Origin of the sequence: Streptomyces sp. NEAU-sy36 (assembly GCF_013423905.1) — a bacterium.
GTDB classification, from domain to species: Bacteria; Actinomycetota; Actinomycetes; order Streptomycetales; family Streptomycetaceae; genus Streptomyces; species Streptomyces misionensis.
Window position 1 is genome coordinate 5,633,990 of the sequence record NZ_CP058977.1, and the last position, 19,626, is coordinate 5,653,615.

Annotated in this window: 14 protein-coding genes; 5 read left to right on the top strand and 9 right to left on the bottom strand. The window is 74.3% G+C overall.

Annotation, left to right across the window (positions count from 1 at the left end; all coding sequences use genetic code 11):
• Positions 1–70: 70 nt before the first annotated feature.
• A complete protein-coding gene (locus tag HZZ00_RS24615; RefSeq protein ID WP_180328501.1) occupies positions 71–1,711 on the bottom strand; it encodes an ABC-F family ATP-binding cassette domain-containing protein in 1,641 nt (546 codons plus the stop codon).
• Positions 1,712–1,893: 182 nt separating this feature from the next.
• On the opposite strand from HZZ00_RS24615, the gene HZZ00_RS24620 reads away from it, so the two are divergent.
• Complete coding sequence (locus tag HZZ00_RS24620; protein WP_257585997.1) at positions 1,894–2,811, top strand: FAD-dependent oxidoreductase; 918 nt, start codon at positions 1,894–1,896, stop codon at positions 2,809–2,811.
• 58 nt (positions 2,812–2,869) lie between these two features.
• Here the strand turns inward: HZZ00_RS24620 and HZZ00_RS24625 are convergent, their stop codons facing one another.
• Complete coding sequence (locus HZZ00_RS24625; protein WP_180328503.1) at positions 2,870–4,840, bottom strand: Xaa-Pro dipeptidyl-peptidase; 1,971 nt, start codon at positions 4,838–4,840, stop codon at positions 2,870–2,872.
• 186 nt (positions 4,841–5,026) lie between these two features.
• On the opposite strand from HZZ00_RS24625, the gene HZZ00_RS24630 reads away from it, so the two are divergent.
• On the top strand, positions 5,027–6,523 hold the full coding sequence (locus HZZ00_RS24630; protein WP_180328504.1) for a M1 family metallopeptidase: 1,497 nt from the start codon (positions 5,027–5,029) through the stop codon (positions 6,521–6,523).
• 76 nt (positions 6,524–6,599) lie between these two features.
• Here the strand turns inward: HZZ00_RS24630 and HZZ00_RS24635 are convergent, their stop codons facing one another.
• The 5 genes from HZZ00_RS24635 to HZZ00_RS38790 are packed head-to-tail and all read right to left on the bottom strand — an operon-like array spanning position 6,600 to position 14,397.
• On the bottom strand, positions 6,600–8,144 hold the full coding sequence (locus tag HZZ00_RS24635) for an MFS transporter (protein WP_180328505.1): 1,545 nt from the start codon (positions 8,142–8,144) through the stop codon (positions 6,600–6,602).
• A gap of 49 nt (positions 8,145–8,193) precedes the next feature.
• Positions 8,194–8,556 (bottom strand): nitrite reductase small subunit NirD, encoded by a 363-nt coding sequence (gene nirD, locus HZZ00_RS24640; RefSeq protein ID WP_180328506.1) that lies wholly within the window; start codon positions 8,554–8,556, stop codon positions 8,194–8,196.
• Complete coding sequence (gene nirB, locus HZZ00_RS24645) at positions 8,556–11,084, bottom strand: nitrite reductase large subunit NirB (protein ID WP_180328507.1); 2,529 nt, start codon at positions 11,082–11,084, stop codon at positions 8,556–8,558. The genes nirD and nirB overlap by 1 nt, the downstream gene beginning before the upstream one ends.
• Complete coding sequence (locus HZZ00_RS38785; RefSeq protein ID WP_180328508.1) at positions 11,084–12,301, bottom strand: NAD(P)/FAD-dependent oxidoreductase; 1,218 nt, start codon at positions 12,299–12,301, stop codon at positions 11,084–11,086. The genes nirB and HZZ00_RS38785 overlap by 1 nt, the downstream gene beginning before the upstream one ends.
• Positions 12,298–14,397, bottom strand: a complete 2,100-nt coding sequence (locus tag HZZ00_RS38790; protein WP_180328509.1) for a molybdopterin oxidoreductase family protein — start codon at positions 14,395–14,397, stop codon at positions 12,298–12,300. Before HZZ00_RS38790 ends, HZZ00_RS38785 begins: the two co-directional genes overlap by 4 nt.
• A gap of 190 nt (positions 14,398–14,587) precedes the next feature.
• On the opposite strand from HZZ00_RS38790, the gene HZZ00_RS24660 reads away from it, so the two are divergent.
• Together HZZ00_RS24660 and HZZ00_RS24665 are read left to right on the top strand one after the other, a co-directional pair.
• Complete coding sequence (locus HZZ00_RS24660; protein ID WP_180328510.1) at positions 14,588–15,736, top strand: uroporphyrinogen-III synthase; 1,149 nt, start codon at positions 14,588–14,590, stop codon at positions 15,734–15,736.
• Positions 15,733–16,494, top strand: a complete 762-nt coding sequence (locus tag HZZ00_RS24665; RefSeq protein WP_180328511.1) for a sirohydrochlorin chelatase — start codon at positions 15,733–15,735, stop codon at positions 16,492–16,494. The genes HZZ00_RS24660 and HZZ00_RS24665 overlap by 4 nt, the downstream gene beginning before the upstream one ends.
• 30 nt (positions 16,495–16,524) lie before the next feature.
• Here HZZ00_RS24665 and HZZ00_RS24670 read toward each other — a convergent pair whose 3' ends face one another.
• Together HZZ00_RS24670 and HZZ00_RS24675 are read right to left on the bottom strand one after the other, a co-directional pair.
• Complete coding sequence (locus HZZ00_RS24670; protein WP_180328512.1) at positions 16,525–17,046, bottom strand: macro domain-containing protein; 522 nt, start codon at positions 17,044–17,046, stop codon at positions 16,525–16,527.
• A gap of 42 nt (positions 17,047–17,088) precedes the next feature.
• On the bottom strand, positions 17,089–18,555 hold the full coding sequence (locus HZZ00_RS24675; protein ID WP_180328513.1) for an amino acid permease: 1,467 nt from the start codon (positions 18,553–18,555) through the stop codon (positions 17,089–17,091).
• Positions 18,556–18,868: 313 nt separating this feature from the next.
• Here HZZ00_RS24675 and HZZ00_RS24680 point away from each other — a divergent pair, with 313 nt between their 5' ends.
• Complete coding sequence (locus HZZ00_RS24680) at positions 18,869–19,579, top strand: MerR family transcriptional regulator (RefSeq protein ID WP_180328514.1); 711 nt, start codon at positions 18,869–18,871, stop codon at positions 19,577–19,579.
• Positions 19,580–19,626 lie beyond the last annotated feature (47 nt).

Genomic DNA, 19,626 nt, shown 5'->3' on the forward strand with positions numbered 1-19,626 from the left:
GGGGAACGGCTGGGGCGGACTTTTCCACCGGCCACCTGATCCGGCGCGCCGGCACTCCCCGGGGCCGGCGTCAGCGCTCGGTCACCTTGCCCGCCGCGACCTCCCAGCGCCGGGTCACCCGGACCGCGTCCAGCATGCGGCGGTCGTGGGTGACCAGCAGGAGGGTGCCCGAGTAGGAGTCGAGGGCGGACTCCAGCTGTTCGATGGCGGGCAGGTCGAGGTGGTTGGTGGGCTCGTCCAGCACGAGGAGGTTGACGCCCCGGCCCTGGAGCAGGGCGAGGGCGGCGCGGGTGCGCTCGCCCGGGGAGAGGGTCGCGGCCGGGCGCAGCACGTGCTCCGACTTGAGGCCGAACTTGGCGAGCAGGGTGCGCACCTCCACCGGCTCGGTGTCCGGGACGGCCGCGCAGAACGCGTCGAGCAGGGCCTCGGGTCCGTGGAAGAGGCCCCGGGCCTGGTCGACCTCGCCGACGAGCACGCCCGAGCCGAGGGCCGCGTGCCCGCGGTCCAGCGGGACCCGCCCGAGCAGGGCGCCCAGCAGGGTCGACTTGCCGGCGCCGTTGGCCCCGGTGACCGCGATCCGGTCGGCCCAGTCGATCTGCAGGGAGACCGGCCCGAAGGTGAAGTCGCCGCGCCGGACCTCGGCGTCCCGCAGCGTCGCCACCACGGCGCCCGAACGCGAGGCGGCGGCGATCTCCATGCGCAGCTCCCACTCCTTGCGCGGCTCCTCGACCACCTCCAGGCGCTCGATCATCCGCTGGGTCTGCCGGGCCTTGGCGGCCTGCTTCTCGCTGGCCTCGCTGCGGAACTTGCGGCCGATCTTGTCGTTGTCGTTGCCGGCCTTGCGGCGGGCGTTCTTGACCCCCTTGTCCATCCAGGTCCGCTGCATCTGCGCCCGGTCCTGGAGGGCGGCCCTCTTGTCGGCGTACTCCTCGTACTCCTCACGGGCGTGCCGACGGCCCACCTCGCGCTCCTCCAGGTAGGCCTCGTAGCCGCCGCCGTAGAGGTTGATCTGCCGCTGGGCCAGGTCGAGTTCGAGGACCTTGGTGACCGTCCGGGTGAGGAACTCGCGGTCATGGCTGACCACGACGGTGCCCGCGCGCAGCCCGGCGACGAACCGCTCCAGACGTTCGAGACCGTCGAGGTCGAGGTCGTTGGTCGGCTCGTCCAGCAGGAAGACGTCGTAGCGGGAGAGCAGGAGGGAGGCGAGGCCGGCGCGGGCCGCCTGGCCGCCGGAGAGCGAGGTCATGGGCTGGTCGAGGTCGACGGCGAGGCCGAGGGAGTCGGCGACCTCCTCCGCCCGTTCCTCCAGGTCGGCGCCGCCGAGCCCGAGCCAGCGCTCCAGGCTCGCCGCGTAGGCGTCGTCCGCGCCGGGCGCGCCGTCCACCAGTGCCTGGGTGGCCTCGTCCATCACCCGCTGGGCCTCGGCGACGCCGGTGCGCCGGGCCAGGAACTCCCGCACGGTCTCCCCCGGCCTGCGCTCGGGCTCCTGCGGCAGGTGGCCGACGGTGGCGGCGGGCGGGGACAGCCGTAGTTCGCCCTGCTCGGGCGGGACGAGTCCGGCGAGCATCCGCAGCAGCGTGGACTTGCCCGCGCCGTTGGCACCGACCAGCCCGATCACGTCCCCGGGCGCCACGACGAGGTCGAGCCCGGAGAAGAGGGAGCGGTCGCCGTGCCCGGCGGCGAGATTCTTGGCGACGAGGGTGGCAGTCATCAGGAGGCAGATCCTAGTGCGCCGGGCGCCCACCGCTCAGCCCGGTTTCCCGCGCGTCCGCCGGTGCCGGGTGCCTGTGAGTATCCCCACGTCAGCGGATGTGCGCCGGGCTCTGCCGGGAACGCGCGGGCGGGGCCTATGGTCCAGGCGTGGACAGTGTGAACAGCAGGTCGGGTGACGAGGTGATCGTGGTCGGCGGCGGGGTCGTCGGACTGACCACGGCCGTGGTGCTGGCGGAGGCCGGGCGGCGGGTAAGGGTCTGGGCGCGCGAGGCGGCCGAGGAGACCACGTCGGCGGTCGCCGGCGGGCTGTGGTGGCCGTACCGCATCGAACCGGAACGGCTGGTCGGCGCCTGGGCACTGGAGACCCTCGCGGTGTACGAGGAGCTGGCGGCGCGGCCCGCGGAGACGGGCGTACGGCTGGTCGACGGCGTGCACCAGGGCGCGCGCCTGGACGAACTGGGCGACTGGGCGGGCCGGGTGCCGGGCCTGCGGGCGGTGCCGGAGGGACTGGCCGCGCGGCTGCCGGTGATCGACATGCCGACGCACCTGGCGTGGCTGCGGGACCGGCTCGTGCGGGCGGGCGGCACGGTGGAGGTCCGTGCGGCGACCCGGCTCGCCGAGGTGCCCGCCGACGTGGTGGTCAACTGTTCGGGCCTCGGAGCGCGCGCGCTGGTGCCCGATCCCGGAGTGCGGCCGGTGCGGGGACAGCTGGTGCTGGTGGAGAACCCCGGGATCACCACGTACTACACCTCGGTCGACCATTCCTCGCCGGTCGCCGCGTACTTCATCCCGCAGCCCTACGGGCTGATCCTCGGCGGTACGGCGCAGGAGGACGACTGGTCCACGGAGCCCGACCCGGCCACGGCGGCGGAGATCGTCGCCCGGTGCGCGCGGGTGCGGCCGGAGATCGCGGGGGCGCGGGTCCTGGCCCACCGGGTGGGGCTGCGGCCGTACCGGGACGCGGTGCGGCTGGAGCGGGAGGAGCTGCCCGGCGGGCGGACGGTGGTGCACTCGTACGGCCATGGCGGCGCGGGGGTGACGGTGGCCTGGGGCTGTGCCCGGGAGGCCGCCGGTCTGGTGCCGGCCGCGGCCGCCTGAACCGAGCGGGCGCGGGGCCGCATGGCCGATGCGGTCCCGCGCCCGTGGAGCGGTGCGGTCAGTCGGCCGGGAGGCGGTCGGCCGGGCCCGGTGCGCGCAGCCCCTTCAGCGGTGCCGGTGCGGGGGTCGCCGCCGCGCCGGACGTGGCCCGGGCGAAGGCCTGTGCCCCGCCCACCAGCGGCAGCCGGGCGGCGGTGCCGGACAGCCGGACCGTGATCGTCGGCCGGGTGGCCGGTGGGTCGATGAGGTCGCGGTCCGTGCCGGCGACGATCAGGGCGAGCCGGTGGCCCTTGGGGATCACGTGGTCGGTGGCGGCCAGCGAGAGGGTCATGGTGTAGGGCTTGCCCGGGGTGAGCGGGACGCCCTTGGCGAGCGAGGCGTGGTGGCCGAGGTCCGCCCAGCCGCGGCTGAACACCGTGTAGTCGACGTCGGCCGTCTTCGCCGCGGTCTCCAGGTAGCAGGCGCTGTCCCCGGCCGTGCTCTCCCCCCAGCAGGTGCGGTTCTTCAGCGTGGTGATGCCCTCGTCGGCGTCGGAGTAGTCACGGATGGTGTCGGGGCCGACGTCCACCAGGACCGCGGACAGATGGGCCGAGGCGGTGGACGCGGTGGCGGTGACCGTGACCTGGGAGGAGCCGGACAGACGCAGGTCGCGGGTGAGCGGCGCCGTGAGGAAGCCGGCCTTCTGCGGGGTGGTCTCGCCGATGTGCGCGGCCCAGTCGGTCTCGCTCAGCCGCGGGTCGTCGGTGAAGGTCTCGGTGCCGGTGGCCGGGCGCGTGCCGAGGGTGCCGACGCCGGGGAGGGGGCCGGGGGCCGGTCGCAGGGTGGTGGCGCGGGTGCCGGCGGGCGGCCAGGTCGCGGAGGTGACCCACTGGTCGGGGTGGCGTTCGATGTCGGCCATCGGCTCGCGGTCGATGCCGTTGCGGTAGCCGAGGAGTTCGTGGTCGAACCAGCGGTGCAGGGTGTCCACCCAGGCGCCGCGCCGGTAGTCGAACGGGTCGACGTGGCCGGTCTGGGAGAGCCACAGCTTGCGCTTGACGCCGTGGGCCGCCAGCGCGTCCCACCACTGGCCGAAGTGCTTGGTGCGCACGTTGAGGTCCTGCATGCCCTGGACCACGAACACGCTGGCGCGCACCTCGGCCGCGTCCTTGACGTAGTCCCGCTCGGTCCACAGCGGGGTCCAGTCGCCGCTGCGCGGGCTGTCGTCGGCGAGCCTCTCGTGCTCGGCCGCGCAGTGCGCCCGCGCCGCGTCGCTCTCGACGTAGCCGGCGAGGTCGTCGGGGCCGCCGTCGTAGAGCGGGGCGCCCTGGGCGAAGTAGTAGTCGTACCAGGAGGAGATGGCGCTGATCGGCACGATGGTCCGCAGCCCCTGGACGCCGGTGGCGGCGACGCCGTTGGCGACGGTGCCGTCCCAGCTCTTGCCGATCATGCCGGTCCTGCCGTTCGACCAGGTCGCCCTGACGGTCCGGGTGCCGGTGCGGCTGGTGTACGCCGTGGCGCGGCCGCCCAGCCAGTCGATCACGGCCTTCGCGGACCGGACGTCCGACCGGCCGCCGACGTCGACGCAGCCGTCGGACCGGTTGGTGCCGGCGAGGTCGACGCCGATCACGGCGTAGCCGCGGGGCACGAAGTAGTTGTCGTAGAACAGCGGCATCCCGACGATGTCGCCGTCGGCGTCGTACGTCTTGACCTGGCTCTCGTTGCCGCGCCCGCAGCAGGAGTAGTACGGGCTGGCGTCCATGATGACGGGCACCTTGCGGCCCGCGCGGGCGGGTTCGGCGGGGCGGACGATGTCGACGGCGACCCGGTCGGTGCGGCCGTCGCCGTCCCCGTCGAGGCCCGTGTCCACCCACACGGACTCGCGGACGGCGTGGGCGTAGGAGTAGACGGGCTCGCTCTCGCGGGACGGCGCGGCCTGGGCGGCGGCCGGGGTGAGGAACGCGGCCAGGAGGGCGGCGACGGCCGCCGCGACGCACGCTCGCCGGAGCGTGAGCCGTGGGCGGGGGCGCCCGCGGGCAGGTGTGTTCGGCATGCGCGGACGGTACTCCCGCCAACTCCCGCGCAGAAGGGGGAATTGCGGTATCCGGGTGGCGCGTTGCGGCCGAATGGCGATCGTGTGACAGCGGGGACCATGGACAGGCCGGGGAGCACCGGGCCTGAATAGGCTCCGGACAGTGTTCCCCGAACGGACTTGCAGTCCCGACGACTTGGAGCTGACGTGCACCGCAGAATCATCGCGCCGGGCGCACTGGCGGCGGCCTCCCTCCTGCTGGCGATCCCGGCATCGGCCGCGAGCTACTCCCCCGGCGCACCGGGCATCGGCGACCCCTACTACCCGTACTACGGCAACGGCGGCTACGACGTCTCGCACTACGACCTGAGGCTGCGCTACCAGCCGAAGACGGACGAGTTGCAGGGCACCGCGACGATCCTGGCGCGGACCACCCAGGATCTGTCCAGCTTCGACCTGGACTTCCTGCTGGACGTGAGCGAGGTGCGGGTCAACGGCGCCGAGGCGGCGTTCCGCCACGCCGAGCAGCACGAACTGGTGGTCACGCCGCGGACCCCGCTGGCGAAGGGCACGCCGGTCACGGTCGTGGTCCGCTACAGCGGGGTGCCGTCGACGAAGAGCGCCTACGGCTTCGACACCTGGCACCGCACGCCGGACGGAGCGGTCGCGGCGGACGAGCCCGAGGCCGCCTGGTGGTGGTTCCCGAGCAACGACCATCCGAGCGACAAGGCGACCTACGACGTCTCGGTGGCCGTGCCGGACGGCACCCAGGCCATCTCCAACGGCACGCTGCAGTCGACCCGTTCGGAGCGGGGCTGGACCCGCTACAGCTGGCGGCAGAACAAGCCGCAGGCGACCTATCTGGCCACCCTGGCGATCGGCAGGTTCGACATCACCACCGGCACCTCCGAGCGGGGGGTGCCGGTCCTCAACGCGTACAGCAGGGATCTCGGCGACAACGACGGGGCCGCGCGGGCGAGCGTGGAGCGCACCGGGGAGATCGTCGACTGGCTGAGCGACCACTTCGGGCCGTATCCGTTCGCCTCGGCGGGCGGCTACGTCCCGAACACCACCACCGGGTACGCGCTGGAGACCCAGACGCGGGTCTTCTACAGCCCCAAGCAGTTCGCGAAGGGCACCAACACCTCGGTGGTGGTGCACGAACTGGCCCACCAGTGGTACGGCGACGACGTGTCGGTCAAGGACTGGAAGGACATCTGGCTCAACGAGGGCTTCGCGACCTACGCGCAGTGGCTGTGGTCGGAGCACGAGGGCGAGGGCACGGCGCAGGAGCTCGCCGACTACGTGTACGCCTCGCACCCGGCCGACGACCCCTTCTGGACGGTGGCACCGGGTGATCCGGGCGCGGACGACCAGTTCGACGACGCGGTCTACGACCGGGGTGCGGCGGCCATCCAGGCACTGCGCGACGAGGTCGGCGACACCGCCTTCTTCCGCATCCTGAAGGGCTGGCCGCAGAGCCACGCCTACGGCAACGCCTCGGTGGCCGACTTCGAGAGGTACGCCGAACATGTCTCGGGCAAGCCGCTGGCGGGCCTCTTCGACACATGGCTGTACCAGCGGTCGAAGCCGGCGGCGGGCGCGGCCCGCTCCTTCGCGGCGGCCGGCACGGCGGGCGAGGCGGTGCCGCGGCCGAAGTCGTGGACGAAGATCGAGGCGGCGCACGGGGGGCACGGCCGCTGATCCCCGCGGTCGCGTCCCGGTCCCGCGGGCGGGCGGGTCCGGGACGGCCGTGCCGCCCCCGCCCGCCCGCGGGAGGTCACGGCCGCACCGCGCGGGTTCCGGCGCGCAGGCCGGCGGGCGACTCGCGCGGGGGCGGCGACGCGGCGGTGCCCGTCGCGCCCCGCGGCTCCGGCAGCCACACGGTCAGCAGGGCCATCGCCGCCGTGCACACCGCGACGGCGAGGAACAGGAGGCGCACGTCGCCCCCGGTGAAGACGAACACCGAGGTCAGCACGATGCCGCCGACGTTGCCGTACGCGCCCACCAGTCCGGCGATCTGGCCGCCGGAACGGCGGTTGACCAGCGGGACCATCGCGTAGACGGCGCCGTTGCCGCCCTGGATGAAGACCGACGCCAGCGCGACCAGCGCGACGCCCGTCCACAGCCCCCAGCCGCCGGTCATCCGGGAGAGTACGGCGAAGACGGCGACGGCGCCGGTGAGCAGGATCCGCAGGGCCGTCCGCCGCTGCGCGAGCGCGTCCGACAGCAGCCCGCCCGCGGGGCGTGTGACCAGGTTGGTGCAGGCGAAGGCGCTGCCCGCGGCGGCCGCGGCCGCGACGCCGAGGCCGAAGGTGTCGGCGAAGTAGGCGGGGAGCAGGGAGACCATCGCCAGCTCGGTGCCGAAGGTCACGAAGTACGCCAGCGCCAGCAGCGCGACCAGCCGGAAGGGGTAGCGCTCGGCGGGCGGATGGGCGTCGGCGAGCGCCGGTCGGTTCACCGACAGGGTGCGCGCCGCCTGCGCCGCGTAACCGGCCACCAGTACGGCGACGACGGCGACGAACCCGGACCGGGGCAGCACTCCGGCGTCGTACACGCGGTAGGCGACGAGCCCGAGCACGGCGAGCGGCGGCAGTTGCACCACCAGCAGCCCGAACACCGCCCGGCGGCTGGTCACCTCCAGGGCGCCCTGGCGGCGCGGCCGGTGGTACGCGGAGCCCTCGGGGGTGTCGCGTACGGCGAAGAGGTAGACGACGCCGTAGAGCGCGCTGAGCACGCCGACGGTCGCGATGCCCCAGCGCCAGCCGCCGGTGTGTCCGGCGAGGAGGACGGAGAGGCCGGGCAGGACGAGGGAGGCCGCGGCCGAGCCGAAGTTGCCCCAGCCGCCGTAGAAGCCCTCGGCGGTGCCGATCTCCTCGGCGGAGAACCACTCGGCGACCATGCGGATGCCGACCACGAACCCGGCGCCGACGACACCGAGCAGCAGCCGGCTGAGGACCAGCACGGGGAAGCTCGACGCGGTCGCGAAGACCGTGTTGGGGACGGCGGCGAAGATGAGGACGGCCGCGAACACCCGGCGGGGGCCGAAGCGGTCCAGGAGCATGCCCACGCCGATCCGGGCGGGCACGGTCAGCGCCAGGTTGCACAGCGAAAGCGTCAGCAACTGGCCTTTGTCCAGGTGTAGTTCGTCGCCGATCTGGCGGGCGAAGGGTGCCATGTCGAACCAGACGAGGAAGGTGAGGAAGAACGCCAGCGTGGTCAGGTGCAGGATCCGGTGGCGGCCGCGGAGGGACGCCAGCGCGCCGAGCCGGCGGAACGCCGCGGCGAACGAGGGCGGCGCGGTGGGTGGAGGGGACGAGGGCATGGTGGACTCCCGCGGGAACGGTGGAGGGCGGACGCCGGGCGGTGTGGGGTCAGCGGGCGGCGGGCGGGGCGACCCGCACCGGCCAGACCAGCAGCCGCGCCGGGGTGCCGTCGGGCGCGGTCTCCTCGTCCAGGCACGACCCGGTGCGCAGGTCGAAGGCCTGCTTGTACATGGGTGAGAAGACCACCGGCACCTCGCCGCGGCTGCCGGTGATGCCACGGGAAAGGACGTAGGCGTCGCTGAAGGGGTCGTAGTTCTGGACGGCGTAGAGCCCGCCCTCCCGGTCCCGGAAGAGCGCGATCTGCTCACCGTGCAGGAGGACGGCCACACCGCGGCCGGGGAGCAGGTCGCCGTACCGGCAGACGGTGTGCCAGGCGCCGTCGTGGGCGAGCTGGATCTCGGCGGTGTGCATCAGACGCGCACCTCCAGGCGCGGCCCGGCGACGGTGACCGGGCGGATCTGGCCGCGCTCGGCGGTGAAGCGCACGGCGGGGTCGGGGACGCCGGGGGCGTTGACGAAGGAGACGAAGCGGCGCAGCCGGTCGGGGTCGGCGAGGGTGGCGGCCCATTCGTCCTCGTACGCCGCCGTGTGGCGCCGCATCAGGTCGTCCAGGTCGTCGCAGATGCCGAGGGAGTCGTTCATGAGGACGTCCCGCAGGTGGTCCAGGCCGCCGTCGAGCCGCGCCACCCAGGGGGCGGTGCGCTCCAGCCGGTCGGCGGTGCGGATGTAGAACATCAGGAAGCGGTCGATGGTGCGGATCAGCGTGGGGCGGTCCAGGCCGGTGGCGAGCAGGTCGGCGTGGCGCGGGGTCATGCCGCCGTTGCCGCCGACGTAGAGGTTCCAGCCCTCGGCGGTGGCGATCACCCCGAAGTCCTTGCTCTGCGCCTCGGCGCACTCGCGGGCGCAGCCGGAGACGGCCGCCTTGATCTTGTGCGGGGAGCGCAGGCCGCGGTAGCGCAGCTCCAGTTCGATGGCGAGGCCGACGGAGTCCTGCACGCCGTAGCGGCACCAGGTCTCCCCCACGCACGACTTCACGGTGCGCAGCGCCTTGCCGTAGGCGTGGCCCGACTCGAAGCCCGCGTCGACCAGACGGCGCCAGATGCGCGGCAGGTCGTCGACGCGGGCGCCGAACATGTCGATGCGCTGACCACCGGTGATCTTGGTGTAGAGGCCGAAGTCGCGGGCGATCTCGCCGATGGTGATCAGCCCTTCGGGGGTGATCTCGCCGCCCGGGACGCGGGGCACCACCGAATACGAGCCGCCGCGCTGGAGGTTGGCGAGGAAGTGGTCGTTGGTGTCCTGGAGCGCGGCCTGTTCGCCGTCGAGGATGTGGCCGCCGGCCAGGCCGGCGAGGATCGAGGCGACCACCGGCTTGCAGATCTGGCAGCCCTCGCCGGTGCCGTGCTCGTCGATCAGCCGGGAGAATGTGGTGATCCCCTTGACCCGGATGATCTCGTACAGCTCGGCGCGGGTGTGGGTGAAGTGCTCGCACAGGCCGCGCGAGGTGGCGACGCCGCGGGCGGCCAGTTCGTCGCCGACGATGGTGCCGAGCAGCTTCTCGCAACTGCCGCAGCCGGTACCGGCCTTGGTGCACTTCTTCACCTCGGGCACCGAGGCGTGGCCGTCGGCGACGGCCCGGCGGATCGCGGCCTTGCTGACGTTGTGGCAGGAGCAGACGATCGCCTCGTCGGGCAGCGGGGCCGGGCCCGCGCCGGCCTGCGCGGGCAGCAGCAGCCGCTCGGGCGGCACGGCGAGCGGGGCGCCCGCCAGCAGCGGGCGCAGGGTGGCGTAGTCGTCGGTGTCGCCGACCAGGACGCCGCCGATGAGCCGCCCGTCGGCGCCGACGACCAGCTTCTTGTAGACGCCGGCCCGGCTGTTGGCGTACACCACGTCGAGGGCGCCGTCGGTGGTGCCGTGCGCGTCGCCGAAGCTGGCGACGTCCACGCCGAGCAGCTTCAGCTTGGTCGAGGTGTCACCACCGCCGAACTCGCCTTCCCCTTCGGTGATCTGGCGGGCGGCGGCCTCGGCCATGGCGTAGCCCGGGGCGACCAGCCCGTAGACCCGGCCGTCGGCGGCCTGGGCGCATTCCCCGATGGCCCAGATGTGCGGGTCCTCGGTGCGGCAGGCGGTGTCCACGACGATGCCGCCGCGGGCGCCGACCGGCAGACCGCACGCCCGCGCGAGCTGGTCACGGGGGCGCACTCCGGCGGAGAAGACGACCAGGTCGACGTCGAGTTCGGTGCCGTCGGACAGCACCATCGAGCGGACCCGGCCGTCGGGGCCCGCGGTGATCGCCTCGGTGCCGGCGCCGGTGTGGACGGTGACGCCCAGCTCCTCGATCTTGCGGCGCAGCAGCTGGCCGCCGGCCTCGTCGACCTGGAGCGCCATCAGCCGCGGGGCGAACTCCACGACGTGGGTGTCGAGCCCCGCCGCGCGCAGCGCCCCGGCCGCCTCCAGGCCGAGCAGCCCGCCGCCGACCACCGCGCCGGTCCGGGCCCGCGCCGCCTCCGCCTTGATCACGGCGAGGTCGTCGAGGGTGCGGTAGACGTGGCAGCCGCCCGCGTCGTGGCCGGGCACCGGCGGTACGAAGGGGTAGGAGCCGGTGGCGAGCACCAGGGCGTCGTAGCGGATGGTGCGCCCGGCCGCCGTGGTGAGCGTGCGGCGCTCCCGGTCGACGGCGGTGGCCGGTTCGCCGAGGCGCAGGTCGATCCCGTGCTCGGTGAGGAACTCCGGCGGGCACATGGACAGTTCGTCCTCGGTCGTGCCGGAGAACCAGGAGGTGAGGTGGACCCGGTCGTAGGCGGGACGTGTCTCCTCGGCGAGGACGGTCACCCGCCAGCCGGGGCGGGGCTGTTCGAAGAACGCCTCAAGGAAGCGCTGGCCGACCATGCCGTGGCCGACGAGGACCAGGTCGCGCAGGGGTGCGGTCGGGGAGTGCATCACGCGGCTCCTTCTTTGGTGAGCAGGTGGAGCGGGTCGTCGGGGAGCGCTTCGTCGCACTCGTAGGCACGGGTGAGGTCACCGACCGTCGCGAGGTCGCCGAGGAGGATGCCGCCGACGAGCCGGTCGCCGCGCAGCACGAGCTTCTTGTACGAGCCGTACGGTCCTCGGGTGGCGTCGGCGATGCGCAGCACGTCGGTGCCGGCCGCGTCGCCGGTCTCGCCGAACGCCGCGTACTCCAGCGGGCCCGCGGTCAGCCGGACCAGTGGCCGGGAGCCGCCGTAGCCGGTGTCCGGACCGGCACCGCTGAGCCGCGCGGCGAGGACGTCGGCCTGGTCCCAGGCGGGACCGGCGAGGCCGTGCGTGACCCCGGCGTGCTCGGCGCAGTCGCCGATCGCGAAGACGTGCGGGGCGGACGCGGCGAGCCGGTCGTCCACCACGACGCCGCCCCGGACCGTGATCCCGGCGGCGTGCGCGAGCCCGGTGCGGGGGCGCACCCCGCAGGCGAGGACCACCAGGTCGGCGTCGAGCAGGTAACCGGTGGCGAGGCGGACGCCGGTGACCCGGGTGTCGCCGTCGAGGGCGCGGGCCCGGTTGCCGGGGTAGGTGTGCACGCCCAGCTCTTCGAGGGCCCGGCGCAGCGCGTCGCCCGCTCCCTCGTCGAGGTGGCGCTCGATCAGGTGGGGGGCCTGGTGGACGATCTCGGTGGGCAGGCCGAGCGCGGCGAGCGCCCGTGCGGCGCTCACCCCGAGGACCCCGCCGCCGATCACCACCGCGCGGCGGGCGCGCGCCGCGTCCTCGGCGAGCCGTGCGCAGTCGGCGAGGCTCCGGAAGGCGTGGACCCCGGCCTTCAGTCCGCCGTCGGCGGTGCGCAGGCCCCGGATCGGCGGCAGCACCGGGTTGGCGCCGGTCGCGAAGACCAGCTCGTCCCAGCCGGCCTCCGCGCCGCCCGCCAGCGTCAGCGTCCGCGACCGCACGTCCACCGCGACGACCTCGCGCCCGGTGCGCACGGTGACCTGGGGCGCGCCGCACGGCAACCCGACGGCGGCGGCGTCGAGGCGGCCGGTGAGCACATCGGCGAGGAGGGTGCGGTTGTAAGGGCGGTGCGGTTCGGCGCCGTACAGCGTCACGCCGTCGCCGCGGCCCCGCTCGACGAGCTGCTGTGCCAGCCGGGCCGCCGCCATCCCGGCGCCCACGACGGCGATCCGCCCGCTCACCGGGCGGCCTCGGCGCGCTCCACCCGCACCGCGCACACCTTGAACTCCGGCATCCGCGACACCGGGTCGAGGGCGGGGTGCGTGAGGGAGTTGGCGCGTCCGGGCCCCGGCCAGTGGAAGGGCACGAAGACCGTGTCGGGGCGGATGTCCGGGGTGACGCGCGCCGGTGCGGTGGCCCGGCCGCGGCGGGTGGTCAGGACGAGCGGGTCGCCGTCGGTGACGCCGAGCCGCTCGGCGAGGCGGGGGTGCAGCTCCACGAACGGCCCGGGAGCGGCCCGCTCCAGCTCCGGCACCCGCCGGGTCTGCGCGCCGCTCTGGTACTGGGCGAGCACCCGGCCGGTGGTCAGCCGCAGCGGATAGTCCGCGTCCGGCTCCTCCGCGGCCGGCCGGTGCGAGACGGCCGCGAACCGGGCCCGTCCGTCGGGCGTGGCGAAGCGGTCGAGGAACGGCCGCGGCGTGCCGGGGTGGTCCTCGGCCGGGCACGGCCAGAAGACGCCGTCCTCCTCGCGGACCCGTTCGTAGGTGATGCCCGCGTAGTCGGCGGGGCCGCCCGCCGAGGCGGCGCGCAGTTCGTCGAAGACCTCCCGCGGATCGTCGGAGAAGCCGCGCCGCACCCCGAGCCGGGCGGCCAGCTCGCGCAGCACCTGCAGGTCGGTGCGGACACCCTCGGGCGGGGCCAGCGCCGCCTCGCGCAGCAGCACCCGGCCCTCCAGGTTGGTCACCGTGCCGGTCTCCTCCGCCCACTGGGCGACCGGCAGGACGACATCGGCCAGTTCGGCGGTCTCCGACAGCACCACGTCGCTCACCGCGAGGAAGTCCAGCTGCCCCAGCCGGGTGGTGACGTGCGCCGCGTTGGGTGCCGAGACCACCGGGTTGGAGCCCATCAGCAGCAGGGCGCGCACCCCGCCGGACTGCCCGAGGCCGTCGAGCAGCTCGTAGGCCGAGCGGCCGGGGCCGGGCAGGGTGTCCGGGTCGACGCCCCACACGGCGGCGACATGGGCGCGGGCGGCGGGGTCGGTGAGGGACCGGTAGCCGGGCAGCTGGTCGGACTTCTGGCCGTGCTCCCGGCCGCCCTGGCCGTTGCCCTGGCCGGTGAGGCAGCCGAACCCGGAGCCGGGGCGGCCCGCCTTGCCGGTGGCGAGGCACAGATTGATCCAGGCGGCCACGGTGTCGGTGCCCTTGCTGTGCTGCTCGGCCCCGCGCGCGGTGAGCACGACCCCGGTGGCCGCCCGCGCGAACTGGCCGGCCACCTCGCGCAGCACCGGCACCGGGACGCCGGTCAGCCGCTCGACCCGCTCCGGCCAGTGCGCCATGGCGGCCGCCCTCGCCTCCTCGAACCCGGTGGTGCGGTCGGCGATGAACGCCTCGTCGCACAGGCCGTCGGCGATCACCAGGTGCAGCAGGCCGAGCGCGAGCGCCAGATCGGTGCCGGGCACCGGCTGCACGTGCAGGTCGGCGAGTTCGGCGGTGCGGGTGCGGCGCGGGTCGACGACGATCAGCCGGCCGCCGTTCTCGCGCAGCTCGCGCAGCCGGCGGACGGCCGGCGGCATCGTCTCGGCCGGGTTGCCGCCGACCAGCAGCACGCATTCGGCGCGGGCGACGTCGGCGAGCGGGAAGGGCAGGCCGCGGTCGAGGCCGAAGGCGTGTCGGAGCGCGGCGGCCGCCGAGGACATGCAGAACCGGCCGTTGTAGTCGATGTTCGCGGTGCGCAGCACCACGCGGGCGAACTTGCCCAGCAGATACGCCTTCTCGTTGGTGAGCCCGCCCCCGCCGAACACTCCTGCGGCGTCCCGCCCGTAGCGCCGCCCGGCGTCCGCGAGCCCCGCGGCCACCCGGTCGAGCGCCTCCGCCCAGGACGCCTCGCGCAGCACGCCGCCGTCGCGCACCAGCGGTGCCGTCAGCCGTGCGCCGGGGGCGAGCAGCCGGGCCGCGGTGCGCCCCTTGCCGCACAGCGCGCCCTGGTTGACCGGGAAGTCCGGCCGCTCCAGCACCTCCACCGGGGTGCCGTCCGGCCCGTCGGTGCGCGCCAGCCGCATGCCGCACTGCAAGGCGCAGTACGGGCAGTGGGTGTCCACGGCCGTGGTGGTCGTCGTCATGCCGTGAGCGTCGCCGGGGGGCGTTTCGCGACCGGGTCGGCCGTGTTGCGCCCGGGGTACGGCTGTCTCACAGCGCCGGCGGTACGGGGTGACGTCCCCGACATCTTCCGTAACCTGCGCGGACGCCCGCTTACGCCGCCGTGACATGCGGGCAACCGGCTCGCAACGCGGCCGGTCGATGTTGAAGGGCATGGCAACGGGCACCGGCACAGACACCACGGCGGCACGGCGGGGCGGTCCGCTGACCGGCTTCACGGTCGGGGTGACCGCCACGCGCCGCCGCGAGGAGCTCACGGCACTGCTGGAGCGGCGCGGCGCCCGGGTGGTCGAGGCGCCCATGATGCGCCTGGTCCCGCTCGGCGACGACACCGCGCTGCGCGAGGCCACCGAACGCTGTCTCGCCGGGCCGCTCGACTACGTCGTCGCCACCACCGGGGTGGGCTGGCGCTGCTGGATGAGCGCCGCCGACGGCTGGGGCACCGGCGCGCGGCTCGCCGCCGCCTGCCGCGCGGCGGTGGTGCTCACCCGCGGTCCCAAGGCGACCGGTGCGGTGCGGGCGAGCGGGCTGGACGAGGCGTTCTCGCCGCGTTCGGAGGCCAACGACGAACTGCTCTCCTGGCTGCTCGCCCGCCCGCTGGCGGGCCGCCGGATCGCGGTGCAGGAGCACGGGGTGCCGCTGGACGGCTTCGCCGCCGCGCTGCGCGAACGCGGCGCCGAGGTGATCGCGGTGCCGGTCTACCGCTGGGGGCCGCCGGACGACCCGGAGGCGGTGCGCCGCCTGGTCGAGCTGACCGTCCGGCGCGAGCTGCACGCCCTGTCCTTCACCAGTGCCCAGGCGATCGAGGCGCTGCTGGTGGGCGCGGACGGCTTCGACCGGCGCGCCGAGGTGCTCGCCGCCCTGCGCGAGGACGTGCTGGCGGTGTGTGTGGGGCCGGTGTGCGCGCGGCCGCTGCTGGAACTGGGCATCGAGCCGGTCTGCCCGGAGCGCGGCCGGCTCGGCGCGCTGGTGCGCACCCTCGCCGAGGCGCTGCCGGCCAGGATGCGCAGGGAGCTGGTGTACGAGGGGCGGCGGGTGGTGCTCCAGGGCAGCGCGGTGCTCGCCGACGACATGCAGGTCACGCTGCCGCCGGTGCTCGCCGCGGTGCTGCGGGCCCTCGCCGACCGGCCGGGCCACGTGCTCAGCCGCGCCGAGCTGCTGCGCCGCGCCTGGCTGGCGGACCGCGCCGACGAACACGCCGTGGAGGCCGCGATCGCCCGGCTGCGCGCCGCCCTCGGCCCCCACTCCGCGCTGATACGCACGGTGCCCAAGCGCGGCTACCGACTGGCGGTGACGGCATGAACGGGACACCGGAGCGGGCGCGGAGGCACCTCGGGGAAGGCCCCGTCCTCGTCGCCGTGGGGCACGGCAGCAGGGGCCCGCAGCACGAACGGACGATCGGAGGGCTCGTCGACGCCGTGCGGCGCGCACGGCCCGGGCTGCGCGTCGAAACGGGCTGGCTCGACCTGGTGCGGCCGCCGCTCGCGGAGGTGCTGGCGGGGCTCGACGCCCCGGCGGTCCTGGTGCCGCTGCTGCTCGGCGGGGGTTACCACGTACGCGTCGACATCCCCGCGGTGCTCGCGGCCGCGCCGGGCGTGCGGGCCCGGGTGGCACGCCCCCTCGGGCCCCACCCGCTGCTCGCCGAGGCCCTGGGCGACCGGCTGGCGGAGGCGGGCTGGACTTCGGGCGGCGCCGTGGTGCTGGCCGCGGCCGGGTCGACCGACCCGGGCGCCAACGCGGACACCGCGCGGATGGCCCGGCTGCTGGCGCGGCGGCTCGGCTCCCCGGTGGTGCCGTCGTACCTGTGCGCCGGAGCGCCGACCCCCGCCGAGGCGGTGGCCGAACTGCGGCGGCGCGGCCACGACAGGGTGGCGGTGGCCCGCTATCTGCTGGCGCCCGGCTTCTTCGGCGGCCGGGCCGCCGCGGCGGGCGGCTGCATCACCTCACCGCCGCTCGGCGCGCACGAGTCGGTCGCGCGGCTGGTACTGCGCCGCTACGACGACGCGGTACGCGAGGTCGTGGCGCCCACGCCGGCGACCGGGCGGCCGGTTCCGCGCTGAGGCGGCCTCGGGCGGGGCACACCGCGGCCGTCACCCGCCGACGCGGGCGGGGCCGCCGGCCGCGTTCCCGGCGTGGTCCCCGAGGTCGTACACGGTGACCGCTATGCCCCGGGCCACCAGCCGCCTCGTGACCAGCGGTTCGACGCGGGACCAGGTGCCACCGGCCAGACCGCAGCCGATGCGGGGCATGTGCACGGACGCACCAAGTTCGAGGGCGCGGTCGGCGAGGCAGGTGAGGGCGGTGTCGATCGCCTCGTAGCGCACCGGAACGCCCTTGACGCTGGTCCTGGTGCCACGCTGGCCGACCATGTTGGCCACCCAGGTGCGCGGGCCGACGGGGACGAGCTGGACCGCGCCCAGCCCGAAGTCGTTGTGCGCGCGGTCGCGGTGCCAGGCGCGGTAGGCCTGCTCGGGCTCCGGCCAGCGGCGGGAGAGGGCGAGGACGAAGCCCTTGCCCCAGCCGCCGACGTCGTTGCAGACATGGGCGACGATCTTCGGGCCCCTGCCCCGCGGGGTGGTGGCGTCGCCCCGGACGAAAGTGATCTCCGGCATGACGCCACCGTAGGGGCGGCCACTGACAGTGGCGCCGGGCCGCTACCGCACCGGCGCGGAGGGTTCCTGGTCCGCACCGGCGGTCACCCGGCGGCGGACGCCGAACCAGCCGGCGACCAGCATGACGGCGATCACCGGGATGAGCAGCAGGGTCTTGCGGCCGACCTCGTGGTCGTCCCACATCATGCCGAGGCAGACCAGCAGGAAGGCGATGGTGGCGATCTCGGTGACCGGGGAGAACTTCAGCTGGAAGTGCGGCCGGGTCACCAGGCCCGCGCGGGCCCGGCGGACGAAGATCGCGTGGCAGATCATGATGATCACCCACGTGCTGATGATGCCGAGCGAGGCGACGTTCAGCACGATCTCGAAGGCCTGGCTGGGCACCAGGTAGTTCAGGCCGACGCCGAGCACGCAGATGCCGCAGGTCAGCAGGATGCCGCCGTAGGGCACCTGGCTGCGGCTCATCACACGGGTGAACTTGGGCGCGGAGCCCGCCATCGCCATGGAGCGCAGGATGCGGCCGGTGGAGTACAGGCCCGAGTTCAGCGAGGACATGGCGGCGGTGAGCACCACCAGGTTCATCACGTCGCCGGCCGCCGGGACGCCGATCTTGGACAGGACCGTCACGAAGGGGCTCTGGTCGGCGGAGTACACCGAGCCCGGCAGCAGCAGGGCGAGGAGGACGACCGAGCCGACGTAGAACAGGCCGACACGCCACATGATCGAGTTCACGGCGCGCGGGACGACCTTCTCCGGCTGCTCGGTCTCACCGGCGGCGACGCCGACCAGCTCCAGCGCGGCGTACGCGAAGATCACGCCCTGCATGACGAGGACCACCGGCATCATGCCGTGCGGGAAGATCCCGCCGTGGTCGCTGATCATGCTCAGGCCGGGGGTGTAGCCGTCGACGTGGTGCTGGGTGGCCAGCAGGAAGATGCCGATGAACATGAAGCCCACCAGGGTGGCGACCTTGATGATCGCGAACCAGAACTCCATCTCGCCGAAGATCTTCACCGAGATCAGGTTCACGGTGAGCACCACCGCGAGCGCGATCAGCGCCAGCACCCACTGCGGGATGGGCGTGAAGAAGCTCCAGTAGTGCGTGTACAGCGCGATGGCGGTGATGTCGGCGATGCCGGTGGTCGACCAGTTCAGGAAGTACATCCAGCCGGCGACGTAGGCGCCCTTCTCGCCGAGGAACTCGCGCGCGTAGCTCACGAAGGAGCCGGAGGAGGGCCGGTACAGGACCAGCTCGCCCAGGGCGCGCACGACGAAGAAGGCGAAGATGCCGCAGACCAGATAGGCCAGGGCGAGTGCCGGGCCCGCGTTGTGCAGACGGCCTCCGGCGCCGAGGAAGAGCCCCGTGCCGATGGCGCCGCCGATGGCGATCATGTTGACGTGGCGGGCCTTGAGGTCCTTGCTGTAACCGGCGTCGCCCGCGTCCGAGGGCGTCTGGGCCGCCCCGGTATGGGCGGCGGCCTGTGCCGAATCCACGGCGTCCTTGCTCACGGGTGGTACCACTTCCTGGTGCGCCCGGACCGCGAGGGTCCGGGGGTCGTGCAGGGCTTGGCCCGCACCACCCCGATGAGTCGCGGTACAGACCAAGCCAGCAGCTTCGCAGACGGTTCCCGCATTTGGCGGTGATCCAAGTCACAGAGCGTTACTTCTCACACGATCCGCCCAGCGTCCACATGATGTTCACCACACCGTACACACGGACAAGGTGACCGGGTTCCGGGGCGCGCGCCGGTCCGGCGCGGCCGGCCGCCGGTCGTCGGCCGACGGGTTTCACAGCACTGGTGTGACAGCGATACTGCTGCGCATGACGACCGATGCCGGGGAGATGAGCCTCACCGTCGACGAGCTGGCCGCACGGGCGGGGGTGACGGTGCGCACCGTGCGCTTCTACGGGAGCAAGGGACTGCTGCCGCCGCCGGAGATCGGACCGCGCCGGGTGGGGCGGTACGGGGCCGGGCACGTGGCGCGGCTGGCGCTCATCGAGGAGTTGCAGCGCCAGGGGATGACGCTGGCGGCGATCGATCGGTACCTGCGGCAGCTGCCGTCCGACCTGTCCCCGCACGACCTGGCGATTCACCGGGCGGTGGTCGCGTCCTGGGCACCGGACGCCGTGGAGACGCTCTCCCTCGCCGAGCTGGAGCGGCGGGCGGGGCGGGCGCTGTCCGAGCGGGACATGGAGCGCCTGGGGGCGCTGGGCGTCCTCGCGGCGGACGACGAGACGGAGGCCTTCCGCGTCGACTCCGGCCTGCTGCGGCTCGGGCTGGAACTGCTGGACGTGCCGCTGTCGCAGGAGGCGATCCTCGCGGCGCGCAGGGTGCTGACGGAGCACTCGCGCGCCGCGGCCCGTGAACTCGCCCGGCTCTTCCGCGGCGAGGTGGCCGAGCGGGACACCCGCGATGTGCGGGACCTGTCGGCTCACATGCACCCGCTGGTGGTGCAGGCGCTGCTGACGACCTTCCAGCGCACGCTGCGCGAGGAACTGAGCGAGTGGATCAAGGGCTCGGGAGCGGGCTGAGCCCGTGACGCGCTCGCCCCGCTCCCTGGTCCGGCCTGATCCGGACG